Source organism: Flavobacterium undicola (assembly GCF_009909155.2).
In the GTDB taxonomy this organism is placed as follows: Bacteria; Bacteroidota; Bacteroidia; order Flavobacteriales; family Flavobacteriaceae; genus Flavobacterium; species Flavobacterium undicola.
On record NZ_JAAAPM020000004.1, the window covers coordinates 136,201 to 151,714 of the forward strand.

The window sequence follows — 15,514 nt, forward strand, 5'->3', positions numbered from 1 at the left end:
AAACGCTTTCTTTTTTATAAGTGAGTTTGTATTAAGCATTAATCGCTTCCACTTGAATTTTTTCATCATTTAACATGCTTTTCAACATGTTTTCGATTCCTGATTTTAAAGTAAAAGTAGAAGATGGACAACCGCTGCAAGCTCCTTGAAGAATTACTTTTACAATTTTGCTTTCTTCATCATAAGATTCAAAAGCAATGTTTCCACCATCGGCTGCTACTGCAGGTTTTACATATTCTTCCAGGATGTTGATGATTTGTTGCGAAGTAACATCCAGTTTGTCGAACTCTTCGGTTTTGATTTGCTCTTGTTTTTCGGCATTGATTACTACGCTGTCGTCAAGAACAATTCCGCCATTCTCGATGTATTCTTTGATGAATGTTCTTAACTCTAAGGTAATTTCATCCCAGCTGTTCAATTCGTATTTTGTTACCGAAATATAGTTTTCGTCAATAAAAATTTCTTTTACATAAGGAAATTTAAATAATTCTTTTGCTAAAGGCGAAGAAGCAGTTTGATCGATGTTTTTGTATTCAACTGCATTTTTTGTCAGCATTCTGCTCACCACAAATTTCAAGGCCGAAGGATTAGGAGTCGTTTCTCCATAAACCGTAATAGGCTGTTTTTTTGGTTTGTTTTCATCAATATTTATGATGATTCCACCATTGTTTACAAAGCTTTCAATTTGTTCAGCAACAGCGTCTTTAACATCGTCCCATTCAACAATACTAAATCTTTCAACTGCAATGAAATTACCTGAGATATAAACGGTTTTTACAAATGGTAAATAAAACAATTGTTGTGCAAGAGGAGAGGATTTAGCCTCGTCTATATTTTTGAATTCAAAACTTTCGTTTTTAGTGATAAAATCTTCAAATTCAAACTTTAATATAGTAGGGTTTTGTGTTTCTTTAATGGATACTTTTGTCATAATTTTTGTAAATTTTTACAAATTTAGTAAAGTTATTTTCTATGAATAACTATATTTGAATTATTAACGAATAAATTAACTTAACTTTAGTTTTTGGGTTAAGTTTTTTTTGCTTTTTCACTTATCCTGATTAATATTTTTTAAATGTATACCAAAATTAAATATTTTATAATCTGCTTTTTTATCGGCTTGTACTCTTATTCTCAAGAAGGAATTCCTGTTTATTCAGATTACCTTTCTGATAATTATTATCTGTTACATCCGTCGATGGCCGGTGCTTCTAATTGTGCCAAATTACGTGTTACTTCCCGTAAACAATGGTTTGGTCAGGAGGATGCTCCATCACTTCAAACAGCGAGTTTTCATGGTAGAATAGGAGAGAAAGCGGGAGCTGGAATTATTCTTTTTAATGACAAAAATGGCTATCATTCTCAAAAAGGAGTGAAGTTAACTTATGCCTATCATTTGATGTTTTCAAGAGATGAAATCGATTTGAATCAGTTGTCTTTTGGTATTAGTGGAGGTTTAATTCAAAGTCAGTTAGACGAAACATCTTTTATGCAATCTGGAGATTATGATCCCATAATTGATGGTACGATAGTTCAAAAAGATTCTTATTTTAATGTCGATTTAGGAATGTCTTACAACTTTCTGGATTTTTATGTACACGGAACTGTTAAAAATGCAATTGAAACCAGACGTGAAATTTATTCAGGATACGAAAGTGATAATCTGAGAAAACTTATTTTAAGCACAGGTTATGTATTTGGGGATAAAGATAGAATTTTATGGGAACCTTCAATACTATTTCAATACACTGAGTTAACTACAGAAAAGACTATTGATTTTAATTTGAAGGCTTATAAAACTATGGATTTTGGTACCTTGTGGGGTGGTTTGTCTTATAGAAGCAGTTTTGATGGAGCAGAATTTAATAATGGAAATGGAATTTCAAGACAAAGATACCAAGCCATTACGCCAATAGTTGGAGTCAATTTTAATAATTTTATGTTTGCCTATACTTATTCTCATTTAGGAGGAGAAGTTAAGTATACAACAGGAGGTTTTCACCAAATTACTTTAGGACTTAATTTGTTCTGTAAACGTGAGAAGTACGAGTGTAACTGTCCTGCAATCAACTAAATTAATTTACATTTAGAAATGGTAATAAAAACTGTTAATGGGATATCGCCTAATATTCCAGAAGATTGTTATGTAGCCGAAAATGCTACTATTGTTGGCGATGTTAGTTTTGGCGCTTCTTGTAGTGTTTGGTTTAACGCGGTTCTTAGAGGCGATGTCAATTATATAAAAATTGGCAACAAAGTCAATATCCAAGATGGAGCTGTTGTTCATTGTACTTATAAAAAATATCCAACGATTATAGGGAATAATGTTTCTATTGGGCACAATGCTATTGTACACGGTTGTGTGATTCACGACAATGTTTTGATAGGAATGGGAGCTATAGTGATGGATAATTGTACTGTTGAAAGCAATTCTATTATTGCAGCAGGTGCAGTGATTACTCAAAACACTGTAGTTACTTCAGGTTCTATATGGGCTGGAGTTCCTGCTAAGAAAGTAAAAGATTTAGATCAATCCAGTTTTGCCGGAGAAATTGAACGTATTGCCGAAAATTATTTATTGTATTCCAGCTGGTATAAAGAAGAGGAATAGAGTTTATAAATTAATTTTTTCGAAGAAAGAAGTCTTATAGCTTTCGCTGATAGGAATGCGTTTGTCTGCAATTAATACCTTATTTTTTTGGATGGATTTCACGTATTTGATATTGATAATATACGAACGGTGAATTCGGGCAAAACCTTTAGATGAAAGTAAATTTTCGAGTTTAATCAAACTGATTAAGGTTAGCGTAAATTTATTGTCGGTAGTGTATATTTTGACATAATCTTTCAAACCTTCGATAAATAAAATATCCGAAAAATTGATTTTTACATTTTCATATTCTGAACGAACAAACATAAAATCGGGTTCGATTTCCGGGGCAACTACTTTTGGAGCAGCAGCAGCTGGAGCAAGATTTTGGGAATTAAATGTTTGTTGGGCACGCATCACCGATTTCAGGAAACGATGAAAAGGAATTGGTTTTACTAAATAATCGACCGCTCCAAGATTAAATCCTTCTACGGCATAATCCGAATAAGCTGTGGTGAAAATGACTAATGGTTTTTTGTCAATCGCATTTAGAAAATCAATACCTGAAAAATGAGGCATTTCGATATCTAAAAATATCAAATCAACACTAGACGTATTGATCATTGCAATGGCGTCAATAGCATTGTTGAAGGTGCTAATGAGTTCAAGACTTTCTATTTTGCTAACAAATTCTTTGATTAAATCAACCGCTAAAGGTTCGTCATCTATAATTACACACTTCATTTTGTTTCGTTTTCCAATGGTTCTAGTTTCAAATTCAAATGAACGCAGTATTTGTTATCCGTTTGATTAATGGTTAATTGGTGTGCATTTGGATACAGAATATTCAATCTGTTTTTAATGTTTGTTAGTCCAATTCCAGAGTTGTTAGGGTCTTTTATTTGGTTTTCAATTCTATTTTCAATCCAAAAATCTAAGTTGTTATCTTCTATGCTAATTTTAATTTTTACATAGGTAGTTCCTTTATAATCGGTTCCGTATTTAAAAGCATTTTCGATAAACGAAATCAGCAACATGGGTTCAATAGACTTGTTTCTGGTGTCGCCATGAATATTGATAAAAATATTTTCAATATTGTTTAATCGCAACTTTTGTAAATCAATATAGTTTTTGATATAGTTGATTTCCTTTTCTAAAGATACCGCTTTATTGTCAGTTTCATAAAGCATGTAGCGCATCATTTCTGATAAGGTAACAATAGCATCTGGTACAAGGTCCGATTTTTTATAGGCCAAAGAATAAATGCTATTTAAAGCATTGAATAAAAAATGCGGATTAGTTTGTTTTCTTAAATAGTTTAATTCGGTTGCTGTTTTGCGCGTTTCAGAAATTAATTTGTTTTGTTGATTGGTGTAAAATTCTGAAAGTGTTTTAATTATTGTACTTATCGTAACGATAAATAAATAAAAAAGGGATGGGAAAAACTTGAAAAAAAAGGGTGGTTTTTTTAGAAATTTTTTCTCGGGGATGAATTCTTTTCCTGTTGCATCAAATAGTTTTTGATGTGGGAAATTGTGAAATTCAGGAGTAAAATAAAAATTTTTAAGGCAGGTAAAAAAGGCAACTATAGAAAATATAATTCCCAGATAAGCGGCATATTTTTTTTGCAAAAGCAAATTGGGTACAAAATAAAAATAATTAGCATAAAATAATAAGATGCCGCCTGACCATTGTACGTAAAATTCGGCATCTATACTGGTGAAATTTTGGTAAAATGGCAATAAGGAGGCAATTATTAAAAAGCACCAAATGATACTGTGTATCAGTATTTTGTTTGTATTGTTGTTTGTAATTCCCTCTAAGTTCATCTAGATTTTAATTGACAATAAAATTAAATCTTTTTTTGTAATAGTAGGCGATGTTTTGTGTTTCAATTTGTCTAAAACTAATTTGCCTACTTTTAGTGCTTCCTCTTCGCTTTCAAATGATTTTTGATTCGGAATTACCGGTATTATAGATTGTTTTATAATGATTTTGTCATCGTTTTTAATCGTATATCCCCAGCCAGTTGGTGTTTTTATAGATTCTAAATTGAAGTCCTGCTTCTTGTTGCAAGAAAAAATAAGCCATAGAAAACTGAGTAATAACAGTTTTTTTGTAGTGCTTAATAAAAAATTCTTCTGGATGTTAGTCCAGAAGAATAAATTAGGTTTTGTATTAATTGTCATCGTCATTTTGTTCTTCTAATGGTTTAAATTCCCAAGCATCATCATAATAGGAAGAGCCTGATCTGCCGAGTAATACAAATCCTCTTTGGTTGATTGAAAAACCTATAGCATCTGTTCTTCCTGAACCTTCCAGAGCTGTTTTTTCTTTCCAAACATCGGTAGTAGGATTGTATTCCCAAATGGTTTTAGAGCTTTCTCCACAAGCAACATATCCTAATCCATTTATTGAAAATGCTGATGCATTAGAACGAGTAATTGCATAATCGTCATTGTAAGTGTCATCGTCATCATCGTCTTGATCAATATCACGTTTTTTGATCCAGGTATCAGTACTTGGGTCAAACATCCAAAAATCAACCTGATAAGCTCCATTATTGACACCTGTTCCTAAGTAGGCTTTGTCATCAATAATAAAAACGGTAGCGTTGCGTCTTTTGTTTCCGCTAAAACCATTTACTTGTGACCAGGAATTTGAGTTAGCATTATATTGGTAAAAATCCTTTAGATAATTCCCATCGTATCCTGTACCAAAATAAGCTTTTCCACCCACTTGAAATCCAACAGCCGAATAGCGTGCAGTACCGGTAAAATCAGCTTTTTGAGACCAGCTGTTTGTGTTTGGATTGTATTGGTAAAAATCCTTTAGTTTATTGGTTCCATCATATCCTAAACCGATGTATCCTTTTCCGTCTAATTCAAATCCGGATGCCGAACTTCTGGCAACACCTGTAAAATCAGCTTTTTGTTCCCAATAATCGCCATCTGAATTGTAAGCCCAAAGGTCTTTTAGATATTCGTCTCCTGTATATCCTGTAGCAACATAAGCGTACGAACCAATCACGAAACTTGTTGCGCTTGATCTTGCAGGGCCGTCAAATGAAGATTTTTTAATCCAGTTACCTAACAACTCCTCATCGTCGTCATTGCTGCACCCCACAAATACTAATCCCATTAATAGCATGGTAATTATCGTTCTTCCTTTTAAAATAGTCATAATTTATTTTATTTGTTACTGTTTGTATTTTATGCCAATGTTAAAGAGGTAACCATCATTAGCGTTGAAATTAAATTTTGTTGTTCCTCTATCGTTTGTTAATGTGTATTTTTTGTTAAAATCATATCCTCCCTGAAAACTCATGAACCAGTTGCGATCAATATTTCTTTCATATTCTAATGCGGTTGTCATTTGAGAAAAACTCATTTTGGAAGCACTTAGATTCGTATTGATTGCCTTTGCCTGATCGAGATTGTAATATTCTCCACTGAAAGTATTTGTCAATCGGAAAGCGTTTCGTTCGTTATTTGAATAGCTAATGCTCGAATTTGGGAATCCTATTTCAATTGCGGTACTAGTGTTTAGTTTACTATAAAAGGCAACTGTAGGAAGTACTTCTGCTTTCCCGAAAACGGTCATCCTTTTTACTCCCAGACGAATAGTGTTGTTCTCGTTAAAGGCATATTTAATTCCGGTTCCACCAAGGATTGTAACGTCAGAAAATCCCAAACTCTTTTCAAAAGTAGCTACTGTTTTAAATTCGAAATCCAAATCCATTTTGTTATTGATTTGATGTACGAGTCCGAAGTTGTTTTCTATTCGATTGTATTTATTGTTGTTGTTCTCGGAATAATAATTTTTCAGGTTATAATTTAAACTTGTGTTTTTATAGCTAAGGCTATTGGTGATTTTGTTTTTCGAATCTAAATTTTCATCAAAAGAAAAGCCTATTCCGGTTTCGTTTTTGGTTATTTCTTTTGTCGGAATCGTTTTTAGATTCAATTCTAACGAATAGCTACTTTGAGCAGATATTTTAAGAATTGAAATCATGAAAATTAGAGTTGTAAAATATTTTAACTTCATTTATTTTTTTATTGCTTCAAAAGTAGACTCAATATCTATTTTAAAAAAAGAAGATATATAGATGGCTGTTTTTAATAGACAAATCGGGATTTTCTTGGGTCGAATCAATTATAACAACACGGATTGATTCTGTAGCTTAAAAATGGTCTTTTATAGATGTAAAATCCTTGGTTGTATATGTTGTTAGGCTTTGTGGATAGTGCTCTGCTATATTTGTTCAAAAATTTTTATGTATAGATTATTTATAGTATTGTTTTTTGGAGTTATGCTTACTTCGTGTAACTCTGATGTAGATGCAGGAGAATTTGTAGTAGGTTCTGATAATTTATCGGTGACTAATAAAGTAATACTAATCGATACTGCCACTGTTGAAGTTTCAACTATAAACTTTGATTCATTGGTTACTTCCGGGCAAAGTCGAATTCTTTTAGGGAATTATGAGGATCCTATTTTTGGGAAGGTAAATTCAGATAGTTATTTTCAGCTTTCGTCTTCTGGTTATAATTTGCAAACAACGAGTTCAGATACTGAGGGAGCTAATTATGTTTTTGACTCTATTCGAATGGTTTTGGTACCGGATAGATATTATTATGGTGATACTACAAAAGTGCAATCGATAAGTATTCATCGTCTGTTGCAAAAGGTAAAATCAGATTCTGAAGATGATACTAATTTTTATAACAATTCGAAATTTACCTATGATCCAGCAGCTTTAGGGACAGCTTCATTTGCACCTAAACCATTTACTCAGGATACTGTTTTTGTAGCAATAGATAATACGTTTGGAGAAGCCCTTTTTCAGAAATTAAAAAAGAGAGAAATAACTACTGAGGATGAATTTATAGAATATTTTAAAGGTTTGGTTATTCGATCTACTTCGGCAAATTCATCATGTGTTATGGGTTTTAATACAGCAGCAACATTGCAATTGTATTATTCGAAAAAAGTAACCGATTCTAAAACATCAATTTTAAAAGAGTTTACAATTACTGATGCCAGCAAGCAATTTAATAGAATTTCTTTAGATCGAACGGGAACAATACTGAAGGATTTACCTGGAACAACCGAACGCTTATCGAGCAATTTAACCGAGAACAAATCTTTTATTCAATCCGGAACGGGATTAGCCTGTAGGATTGATTTTCCTAATATCAAACAATTGAAATACATTACTGAAAAAGGAGCTATTGTGGATGCTCAGTTAATTATTAGGCCTGTAAATAATAGCTATTCTAAAAGCTATCCTTTAGCCGATTCCTTGAGTGTGTATGTTGCTGATAAGTTAAACAGGTTGAGTGGTACGCTCAATTCGGCTTCGGGATCTCCTATTTATGCGGTGCTGAATAAGGATAATGACGAGTTTGATGAAAACATTGGTTACAGCATTCCATTAGGAACTTTTATACAAAAAGAAATGGTTAAAACCTCAGATTCTAAATCGGCGTTGATTTTAACGATTCCGAATATTTCTAAAGCAGTTGATCGTTTGGTTTTGGGTAACCAGAAAAATGTGGGAAATAAAATTCAATTGAAAATTTACTATATCTCTTATTAGATGAAAAATACAATCGCATTACTATTCTTTTTGATTTTAGTTTCTTTTAGCTCTTTTTCACAAAGTTTGTCCAGTTCTCCTTATTCTATATATGGTTTAGGAAGTTTATATGATTCTGATTTTGGATCCCTTTCGGCTATTGGTTCTTCGGGAGTTGCCTTGCCGTCTAACCGATTTATAAATAATTTGAATCCTGCTTCTTTAGGATTCATGTATCAAAATCACTTTTTGTTTGATGTAGGAGGAAAGGCTATTCAAACCTCATATCAGGATGTGTCGAAGAAAGAAAGTCGGAATAACGTACAGTTTTCGCATATAGCATTTGCTTTTCCATTAAGTACTAAATCGGCAGTTAGTGTTGCATTAAAGCCTTATTCAAGTGCCGGATTTAAAATATCAGATTACAAATTACCTATTCAGGATAGTAATGAAGAGTATACTTTAAGTGCTACAGGCACTGGAGGTTTAAATAATTTTGATATTTCTTATGGTTATCGAATTGGAAAAAAAGTAGCATTAGGATTGACATCTTCGATTCTTTTTGGAAGTACGACTGACAATAGAGAATATGTTATTGCAAATTCAGTCACTACTATTGATAAAGAATCAAATTACAATGGAGTCCGACTTAATTTAGGTGGTCAATTTAAAGTAGATTCTACTTTTACTATTGGTGCCAATTTTAAATCGCCATCCAAAGTCAATGCTGCTAAAGTGCAATCGGTGATTACTTATAATGCCAATTTAGATGCTTCTAATACTATAGAGTCTCAAGCGAGTTCGGATGTTGATGATTATTTTTTACCATTTGAATTTGCTGTTGGTATTAATAAGCAGTTTAAGAATAATTTGAGTGTGAGTATGGACTATGAAAAAGCTTTTTGGAAAAACACTGATCAGGCTGATATGTATGGGAATTATTTGAATCAGGATAAATTTAAATTAGGTTTTTCGTATCGAAAGGAGAAAGATTTAAGAAGTTATTTTGATCGCATTCAGTTCTCCACGGGAATTAATTATGATACTGGTTTTCTTGAAATAGACAACAAAAGAATTGCAAATAAGGCGGTTTCTTTTGGGATTTCTTTGCCTATTGAAAATACTTTTTCAGCACTTAATATTTCCTATTCTTATGGACAAAAAGGGAGAATAAGTAATGGTTTGATAAAGGAAAATTATCACAAGATCTCTGTTAATTTGTCTTTAGACGGGATTTGGTTTGTCAAAAGAAAATTCGAGTAATTAAAAATCTTTTTCTTGTACAACATAATCATTCCCTATAATGTTTTGTAAAACACCAGGGTTTGTATTTGTGTAAAAAATGGGCTTGTTGTTATTATCTTGATTAAAGCCGATTTCATGTAATATGTTTTGCGTTTGTCTTGCCACGGCCAAACCAGAATCGATTATCTGAATATGATCGGGGATGATTTTTCTTATTTGAGGGATAAGATACGGATAATGACTGCAGCCCAGTACAAGAAAATCAATGTTGGCTTCAATCATAGGCTTCAAATAGGAGTGAAGCAATTGCGTCATTTCCGCTGATTCGATTTGACCATTTTCAATTAATTCAACTAATCCGTAGCCTATTTGTTCTATGATTTTAGTGTGATAGAACATTTCGGTAGTTTTGTTAAACAGCTCGCTATTCAAGGTTCCTTTAGTAGCCAGAATGCCTATAACTTGTGTTTTTGAGTGTATTGCGGCGGGTTTTATGGCTGGTTCAATTCCTATGAAGGGAACGTCATATTTCGCCCTCAATTCTCTTATGGCATTGGTAGTTGCCGTGTTGCATGCCACGACAATGAGTTTGCAATTCATGTTAAGTAGAAAATCAGTGTTTTTCATACTTAATCGAATGATCTCTTCTTTGGATTTTTCACCATAGGGAGCATTTTTACTATCAGCTAAATAAATGGTTTTTTCGTTGGGTAAGAGATTGTGAATCTCTTTCCAAATTGAAGTTCCTCCTATACCAGAGTCAAAAACACCTATGGGTTGCTTGTTATCCATTGAAACAAATTTAAGGGGTATGGATTAATTTTCCTAAAAATAAGATATAAAAAAACCGCTCGATTCTGTGTAGAAAAAAGAGCGGTTTTTTTGGTTTTATGAGTTTAGAATTAGAATCCTAAGTCTTTTTTAACGTCAGCAGTTATGTTTGGACCATCAGCTAATAAAAGAGAAGAACCATCTAATACGTATTGGAAACCTTTAGCTTTACCTACTTTTTGAATAGAAGCTCTTACTTTTTCCATTAATGGTTTTACGATATCAGATTCTTTTTGTTGTAATTCTTTTTGAGCGTTATCTCTAAAGTCAACAATTCTTTTTTGCATGTCTTGAACTTCTTTACCGCGTTCTCCATTTACAGCATCAGTTACTGTAGCTGATTCTCCTTCGTATTTTTTCAATTTAGCTTGGTATTCTTCTACCATTTTTTTGTAATCTGCATCGTATGTTCCGCTTAATTTTTCTAATTGACTTTGAGCTTCTAGCATAGCAGGCATTTTTGCCATTATTTCACTTACATCTACATGGGCTGTCTTTGCTTGTGCATTGATAGTTTGATTTGCTCCTATAACGAATAGAGCGGCAATTAATAAAGTTTTAATTTGTTTCATTGGTTTTAAAATATTAAGTAATTAATTTATTGTTTAAGTTTTTCTTCTTTAGCTCTTTTGATAGAGTCTCTTTGTTGAATAATTTTTAATCTTCTTTGTTCTAATTCTTTTTTACGATCTTCAATAACCTTTTTTCTGTCTTCCAGCGTTTTTGCTTTTGCATCGGCTGCTTTTTGTTTGGCTAATTCCACTTCGGCTTGAGTGTCTGGAGTTGCCGCTTTTTGAACTTCTGTTTTAGCGGTATTTATACTCTCTGTTTTCTTAGCTGTTTCAGGAACAGTCTCATTTTTTTTAGCGGCTCTGTCATTAAGAATTTGTTGTCTTCTTTCTTCTAATGCTTTTTTACGATCTTCAATAATTTTGTTCCTGTCTTCAAGAGCTTTTGCTTTTGCATCGACTGCTTTTTGTCTTGCTAATTCTGCTTCTGTTTGAGTGTCTGGTGTTGCAACTTTTTGAACCTCTGTTTTAGTTGTTCCAGAAACCGTGCCATTTTTTTTAGCAGCTCTATCGTCTAGAATTTTTTGTCTTCTTTCTTCGTATTCTTTTTTCTTTTGCTCTTGAGCCAGTTTTCGGTCTTCTATTATTTTGTCTCTAGCCGCTTTTCTTTCGTCTAATGCTTTTTGCCTTTGTGCAAGCTCCGGATTGCTATCTATTGCATCTTCTTTGCTTTCTTTTTGCTGTTCCGCTGCCAATTCTTTTTTGCTCAGCTGTTCTCTTTTTTCTGTGCGATTAATTACTCTTAAAACCTGATCGCTAATATCAAATCGTTTATCAGCAAACAGCAAGGTTAAATCAGAGGATTTGTCAAAAATAAAATCGTATTTTTTTGCTTCGGCTATATCTTGAACTGCTGTGAATACTTGATCTTGTATTGGTTTTACTAATAATGCTTTTTGACTCATTAGTAAACCATTTGGGCCAAATCTCTTTTGTTGTAAATCTAATAATTCGTTTTCAAGAAAGGTAATTTCGCTTTCTCGTTCTTCAATTAACGATTTTGTTAACAATGGTTTTTCGGCAGTAAGAGCCTCCTTAACTTTATTAATCTCTAATTTTTTTGTTTCTATTTCCTGTTTCCAGTTTTCTGCTTTCTGTTCTAGCAGAGTATTAGATTCGTTATAACTGGTTACATTTTGTAAAATGTACTCCATGTCAATATAACCTACTCTGTTTCCTCGAGCTTGCGAATGAAGGCTATTTACAGCTATCGTGGCTAAAAATAGAAATAAAAAATGTTTTCTCATAACTTATAGTATTAGAAAATCAGAGACCAATTTTTTTAGAATTGTTGTCCAATAATGAAATGAGTTTCCCATCCATTTGGTTTTGATGTTCCTGGCAAGGCGTCAAACCCATGAGCAAAATCAATTCCTAACAATCCAAATGCTGGCATAAATACTCTTAAACCAACTCCCGCCGAACGTTTAATGTCAAACGGATTGTAGCTTTTGAAATCTTTAAAAGAATTACCTGCTTCTAAAAAGGCTAATGCATAAATTGATGCTGCTGCTTTTAATGTTATAGGATAACGCAATTCCATAGAGAATTTATTGTACACTGTAGCTCCAATTTGTTGACCTGCTGCATTTATAGGTGTCAAAGAATTGTTTGGATAACCTCTCAACTGTACGGTTTCTCTACCGTCCATAGAGTAGTTTGCCATTCCGTCTCCACCTACATAAAATCTTTCAAATGGTACTAAACCTCTGTCCTGGTTGTATGCGCCAAGGAATCCAAATTCAGTTAATGTTCTTAAAACAAATTTACCATAAACTTTGGTATACCAATCGGCTTTGAATTTAATTTTATAATATTCTAACCAATTGTATTTCTTTTGATCCACTTTAGAAACATCTTCTGTCGCATCTGCTGCTGAGTTTGCTCTTATATAAGTTCCAGTACTGGTCTTTTTTAAATAATCACTTGTAGTAGGGATCCCGTTACTGTTATCAATAGTTAATCCATCAGCTGGATCATATTTTAATTTGTATGCCTCTTGATTTTTTAAATTGGCATAGTCTGTACCATTGAATAAAGAATATGGTGGAGTAACTTTTGCAGAAATACTAAATTCAGAACCATAAGTTGGGAAAATTGGATTCACCCCTTTATTACTTCTTGAAAGTCCTACGGTATAAGCAAAGTTTCTTGAAGCTCCGTCTCCAAAAGTAAATAAGCCCGTGTTATAGTTATTCAAATCATAATGTTGGTAACTGATAGATTGCGATAATACAAAGAAATCATCAGGAACAGTCAATCGTTTTGCAAGACCTACAGATAAAGTCAAGATGTTAAAGCTTTTAGTTTTATCTACTTTATAAGTTACGTAATTGTTTAAGAATTGTTTACTATACGAAATAGAAGAGCTAAATTGAACTGGTTTCTTTTGTCCAAACCAAGGCTCAGAAAACGATACACTATAAGTTTGGAAATAAGTACTTCCTTGTAAACGTAAAGATACTTTTTGACCGTCTCCCATCGGCAATGGTTTGTAAGCCGATTTGTTCATAATGTTTCTTGCCGAGAAGTTATTGAACGAAAGCCCTAATGTTCCAATGAAACCACCTCCGCCGTAACCACCTTGAAGTTCAATTTGGCTAGAACCTTTCTCTACAAGGTTGTATTCAATATCTACTGTACCGGCTGCGCCATCTACATTTTTAAATTTTGGATCAATAGCTTCCGGGTCAAAATAACCTAATTGTCCAATTTCACGAACGGTTCTTACCAATTCTGCTTTGCTGTATTTTTCGCCCGGTTTTGTTCTTAATTCTCTGTAGATTACACGGTCATTTGTTTTGTCGTTTCCTACTACAGTAATATGATTAAAATAGGCCAAAGGTCCTTCGGTTACTCTAATTTCGAAATCAATAGTGTCATTGGCTGTTTTTACTTCAACCGCATTGATATTAGAGAATAAATATCCATTGTCTTGGTATAAATTCGTAATGTCTTCACTGTCAGGTTTTGATTTGTCAGCGATTCTTTTTTCAAGTAAAACACCATTGTAAGTTTCTCCTTTTTTAATACCTATCATTCTATTCAAGAATTGATCAGGATAAACAGAATTACCTAAGAATTTGATGTTTCCAAAATAGTATTTGTTTCCTTCTTCAACATTAACCTTAATAGCTAAAGTGTTTTTGTCTTCATTATAGGCTACCGTGTCCGAAACAATTCGGGCATCTCTGTATCCTTTTTCTTTGTAAGATTCAATTACTTTTTCTAAATCGGCTTTGTATTTGTCTTTAACAAATTTAGATGCTTTTAATACGCGAATAGGATTTTTTTGTTTCGTATCCTTCATCGCTTTTCGCAAAGTTTTGTCTGAAAGTTTAGTATTGCCTACAAAATCGATGCTGCTAATTTTTATTTTATCTCCTTTGTCTACGCTTACTACCATGTTTACTTGGTTGATAGCGGCAGTATCTTTTACGGTATTAATGTTTACTTTGGTATTAAAGTAACCATCTTTTTTGTATTTGTTTTCGATGTAGTTTTTAGTCGTAGTTATTAAGTTTTCGTTTACTACTTTACCTTTAGTTAGACTATTATCTTTTATTAAAGCTTCGGTTTTACTTTTCTTAACTCCAACAAATTTAACGTCGTTTAGTTTAGGAAGTTCTTTGATATCTAAATCAAGATAAATACTATCGTTTTGGATATGATTGATATAAAAAGCAATCTCATCAAAAAGGCCTAGTTTTCCTAGCTTTTTGATGGCAGAACTAATTTCTTCACCGGGTACTGTGATTTCTTGACCTTTTTGTAGTCCGGCAAAGGTTACTACAGTTTGGTCGTTAAAACTGATTTTGTTGGTTAATTCAACCTTGGCTAATATGTATTTTTTACCTTGATCGAATGGTACTCTGTCTTGTGCCTTAATTTGTGAAAAACTTCCCAAAAATACTAGGGTAAGTAATGCTTTTATACTTTTATTCAACACTAAAAAATTATTTAATTTGTTCACTTGTTTTTCCAAATCTACGTTCTCTTTTTTGATAACTCATGAGTGCCTCATAGAGGTGCTCTTCTCTGAAGTCAGGCCACATAACTTCAGAAAAAAATAATTCAGCATAAGCAATCTGCCATAGTAAGAAATTGCTTATCCTGTGTTCTCCACTTGTTCTGATTAATAAATCTACATCGGGAAGATTTTGCGTGTAAAGATGCTCATTTATAATTGAATCGTCAATAGAGTCTATTGAAATTATATTATTTTTAACTTTATCAGAAATCTTCTTTACCGCATTTACTATTTCTTCTCTTGAACCATAACTGAGGGCTAGTGTTAAGGTCATTCGAGTGTTGTTTTTTGTTACCTCTATTACCTCAAGGAGCTTTTTTCGAGCCGATTTTGGCATCATGTCTAAGTTTCCTATGGCATTGAGTTTGATGTTGTTTTCTTGAAAAGTAGGTAATTCTTTTTGCAGTGACTTTGTTAATATTTTCATTAAGGTGTCTACTTCCAGTTTTGGTCTATTCCAGTTTTCGGTCGAAAAAGCATATAATGTTAGGTTTTCGATTCCTAATTTAACACAGTTTTCGATTGTAATTTTTACTGATTTTGTACCGTTTTCATGACCTATTGTTCTTAAAAAGCCTTGTTGTTTTGCCCAACGACCATTGCCGTCCATGATGATGGCTAGGTGTTTTGGCAGATTGTTTTTATTTAAAGTATCTAGTACGCTCATT

General features: G+C 32.9%; 15 protein-coding genes. 4 read left to right on the forward strand and 11 right to left on the reverse strand.

The window, feature by feature from the left end; translation table 11 throughout:
• Nucleotides 1-31 precede the first annotated feature (31 nt).
• Nucleotides 32-931, reverse strand: a complete 900-nt coding sequence (locus tag GTZ96_RS03950) for a NifU family protein (protein ID WP_161641289.1) — start codon at nucleotides 929-931, stop codon at nucleotides 32-34.
• A 144-nt stretch (nucleotides 932-1,075) separates the two neighbouring features.
• On the opposite strand from GTZ96_RS03950, the gene GTZ96_RS03955 reads away from it, so the two are divergent.
• Together GTZ96_RS03955 and GTZ96_RS03960 are read left to right on the forward strand one after the other, a co-directional pair.
• Nucleotides 1,076-2,074: a PorP/SprF family type IX secretion system membrane protein gene (locus GTZ96_RS03955; RefSeq protein ID WP_161641290.1), complete on the forward strand. Its 999-nt coding sequence runs from the start codon at nucleotides 1,076-1,078 to the stop codon at nucleotides 2,072-2,074.
• 18 nt (nucleotides 2,075-2,092) lie between these two features.
• Complete coding sequence (locus GTZ96_RS03960) at nucleotides 2,093-2,611, forward strand: gamma carbonic anhydrase family protein (protein ID WP_161641291.1); 519 nt, start codon at nucleotides 2,093-2,095, stop codon at nucleotides 2,609-2,611.
• A 3-nt stretch (nucleotides 2,612-2,614) separates the two neighbouring features.
• Here GTZ96_RS03960 and GTZ96_RS03965 read toward each other — a convergent pair whose 3' ends face one another.
• Genes GTZ96_RS03965 through GTZ96_RS03985 form a run of 5 tightly spaced genes read right to left on the reverse strand, consistent with a single transcriptional unit; the run spans nucleotide 2,615 to nucleotide 6,604 of the window.
• Nucleotides 2,615-3,334: a LytR/AlgR family response regulator transcription factor gene (locus GTZ96_RS03965; RefSeq protein WP_161641292.1), complete on the reverse strand. Its 720-nt coding sequence runs from the start codon at nucleotides 3,332-3,334 to the stop codon at nucleotides 2,615-2,617.
• Entirely contained in the window at nucleotides 3,331-4,419 is a 1,089-nt protein-coding gene (locus GTZ96_RS03970) for a sensor histidine kinase (RefSeq protein ID WP_161641293.1), read from the reverse strand. The genes GTZ96_RS03965 and GTZ96_RS03970 overlap by 4 nt, the downstream gene beginning before the upstream one ends.
• Nucleotides 4,420-4,779 carry a DUF4907 domain-containing protein gene (locus GTZ96_RS03975; RefSeq protein ID WP_161641371.1) on the reverse strand — a complete coding sequence of 120 codons (360 nt, stop codon included), beginning with the start codon at nucleotides 4,777-4,779 and terminating at the stop codon, nucleotides 4,420-4,422.
• The gene (locus GTZ96_RS03980; protein WP_161641294.1) at nucleotides 4,769-5,773 is read right to left on the reverse strand and encodes a Kelch repeat-containing protein; all 1,005 of its coding nucleotides are present in this window, start codon (nucleotides 5,771-5,773) and stop codon (nucleotides 4,769-4,771) included. Before GTZ96_RS03980 ends, GTZ96_RS03975 begins: the two co-directional genes overlap by 11 nt.
• A gap of 15 nt (nucleotides 5,774-5,788) precedes the next feature.
• On the reverse strand, nucleotides 5,789-6,604 hold the full coding sequence (locus GTZ96_RS03985; protein ID WP_181033134.1) for a DUF6268 family outer membrane beta-barrel protein: 816 nt from the start codon (nucleotides 6,602-6,604) through the stop codon (nucleotides 5,789-5,791).
• Nucleotides 6,605-6,866: 262 nt separating this feature from the next.
• Between GTZ96_RS03985 and GTZ96_RS03990 the strand changes: the two genes are divergently transcribed.
• Both GTZ96_RS03990 and GTZ96_RS03995 read left to right on the forward strand, forming a co-directional pair.
• On the forward strand, nucleotides 6,867-8,192 hold the full coding sequence (locus GTZ96_RS03990; RefSeq protein ID WP_161641296.1) for a DUF4270 family protein: 1,326 nt from the start codon (nucleotides 6,867-6,869) through the stop codon (nucleotides 8,190-8,192).
• Nucleotides 8,193-9,434 carry an OmpP1/FadL family transporter gene (locus GTZ96_RS03995; RefSeq protein ID WP_161641297.1) on the forward strand — a complete coding sequence of 414 codons (1,242 nt, stop codon included), beginning with the start codon at nucleotides 8,193-8,195 and terminating at the stop codon, nucleotides 9,432-9,434. It abuts the gene before it with no gap.
• Here the strand turns inward: GTZ96_RS03995 and murI are convergent, their stop codons facing one another.
• From murI to GTZ96_RS04020, 5 genes are all read right to left on the reverse strand, one after another.
• Nucleotides 9,435-10,208 (reverse strand): glutamate racemase, encoded by a 774-nt coding sequence (gene murI, locus GTZ96_RS04000; RefSeq protein ID WP_161641298.1) that lies wholly within the window; start codon nucleotides 10,206-10,208, stop codon nucleotides 9,435-9,437.
• A gap of 110 nt (nucleotides 10,209-10,318) precedes the next feature.
• Nucleotides 10,319-10,819: an OmpH family outer membrane protein gene (locus tag GTZ96_RS04005; RefSeq protein ID WP_161641299.1), complete on the reverse strand. Its 501-nt coding sequence runs from the start codon at nucleotides 10,817-10,819 to the stop codon at nucleotides 10,319-10,321.
• Between the two features lie 26 nt (nucleotides 10,820-10,845).
• Nucleotides 10,846-12,063, reverse strand: coding sequence for an OmpH family outer membrane protein (locus GTZ96_RS04010; protein WP_161641300.1), 1,218 nt, complete (start codon nucleotides 12,061-12,063; stop codon nucleotides 10,846-10,848).
• A gap of 35 nt (nucleotides 12,064-12,098) precedes the next feature.
• The gene (locus tag GTZ96_RS04015) at nucleotides 12,099-14,789 is read right to left on the reverse strand and encodes a BamA/OMP85 family outer membrane protein (protein WP_317168874.1); all 2,691 of its coding nucleotides are present in this window, start codon (nucleotides 14,787-14,789) and stop codon (nucleotides 12,099-12,101) included.
• Nucleotides 14,773-15,513, reverse strand: coding sequence for an isoprenyl transferase (locus GTZ96_RS04020; RefSeq protein WP_161641301.1), 741 nt, complete (start codon nucleotides 15,511-15,513; stop codon nucleotides 14,773-14,775). The genes GTZ96_RS04015 and GTZ96_RS04020 overlap by 17 nt, the downstream gene beginning before the upstream one ends.
• Between the last annotated feature and the right edge of the window lies 1 nt (nucleotide 15,514).

What these genes read in the sequence shown, in the direction of transcription:
- GTZ96_RS04020 (WP_161641301.1), bottom strand. Translation starts at nt 15,513, where the DNA reads ATGAGCGTACTAGATACTTTAAATAAAAACAATCTGCCAAAACACCTA.
- murI (WP_161641298.1), bottom strand. Translation starts at nt 10,208, where the DNA reads ATGGATAACAAGCAACCCATAGGTGTTTTTGACTCTGGTATAGGAGGA.
- GTZ96_RS03970 (WP_161641293.1), bottom strand. Translation starts at nt 4,419, where the DNA reads ATGAACTTAGAGGGAATTACAAACAACAATACAAACAAAATACTGATA.
- GTZ96_RS04005 (WP_161641299.1), bottom strand. Translation starts at nt 10,819, where the DNA reads ATGAAACAAATTAAAACTTTATTAATTGCCGCTCTATTCGTTATAGGA.
- GTZ96_RS03980 (WP_161641294.1), bottom strand. Translation starts at nt 5,773, where the DNA reads ATGACTATTTTAAAAGGAAGAACGATAATTACCATGCTATTAATGGGA.
- GTZ96_RS03975 (WP_161641371.1), bottom strand. Translation starts at nt 4,779, where the DNA reads ATGACAATTAATACAAAACCTAATTTATTCTTCTGGACTAACATCCAG.
- GTZ96_RS03955 (WP_161641290.1), top strand. Translation starts at nt 1,076, where the DNA reads ATGTATACCAAAATTAAATATTTTATAATCTGCTTTTTTATCGGCTTG.
- GTZ96_RS04010 (WP_161641300.1), bottom strand. Translation starts at nt 12,063, where the DNA reads ATGAGAAAACATTTTTTATTTCTATTTTTAGCCACGATAGCTGTAAAT.
- GTZ96_RS03985 (WP_181033134.1), bottom strand. Translation starts at nt 6,604, where the DNA reads ATGATTTCAATTCTTAAAATATCTGCTCAAAGTAGCTATTCGTTAGAA.
- GTZ96_RS03995 (WP_161641297.1), top strand. Translation starts at nt 8,193, where the DNA reads ATGAAAAATACAATCGCATTACTATTCTTTTTGATTTTAGTTTCTTTT.
- GTZ96_RS03965 (WP_161641292.1), bottom strand. Translation starts at nt 3,334, where the DNA reads ATGAAGTGTGTAATTATAGATGACGAACCTTTAGCGGTTGATTTAATC.
- GTZ96_RS03950 (WP_161641289.1), bottom strand. Translation starts at nt 931, where the DNA reads ATGACAAAAGTATCCATTAAAGAAACACAAAACCCTACTATATTAAAG.
- GTZ96_RS03990 (WP_161641296.1), top strand. Translation starts at nt 6,867, where the DNA reads ATGTATAGATTATTTATAGTATTGTTTTTTGGAGTTATGCTTACTTCG.
- GTZ96_RS03960 (WP_161641291.1), top strand. Translation starts at nt 2,093, where the DNA reads ATGGTAATAAAAACTGTTAATGGGATATCGCCTAATATTCCAGAAGAT.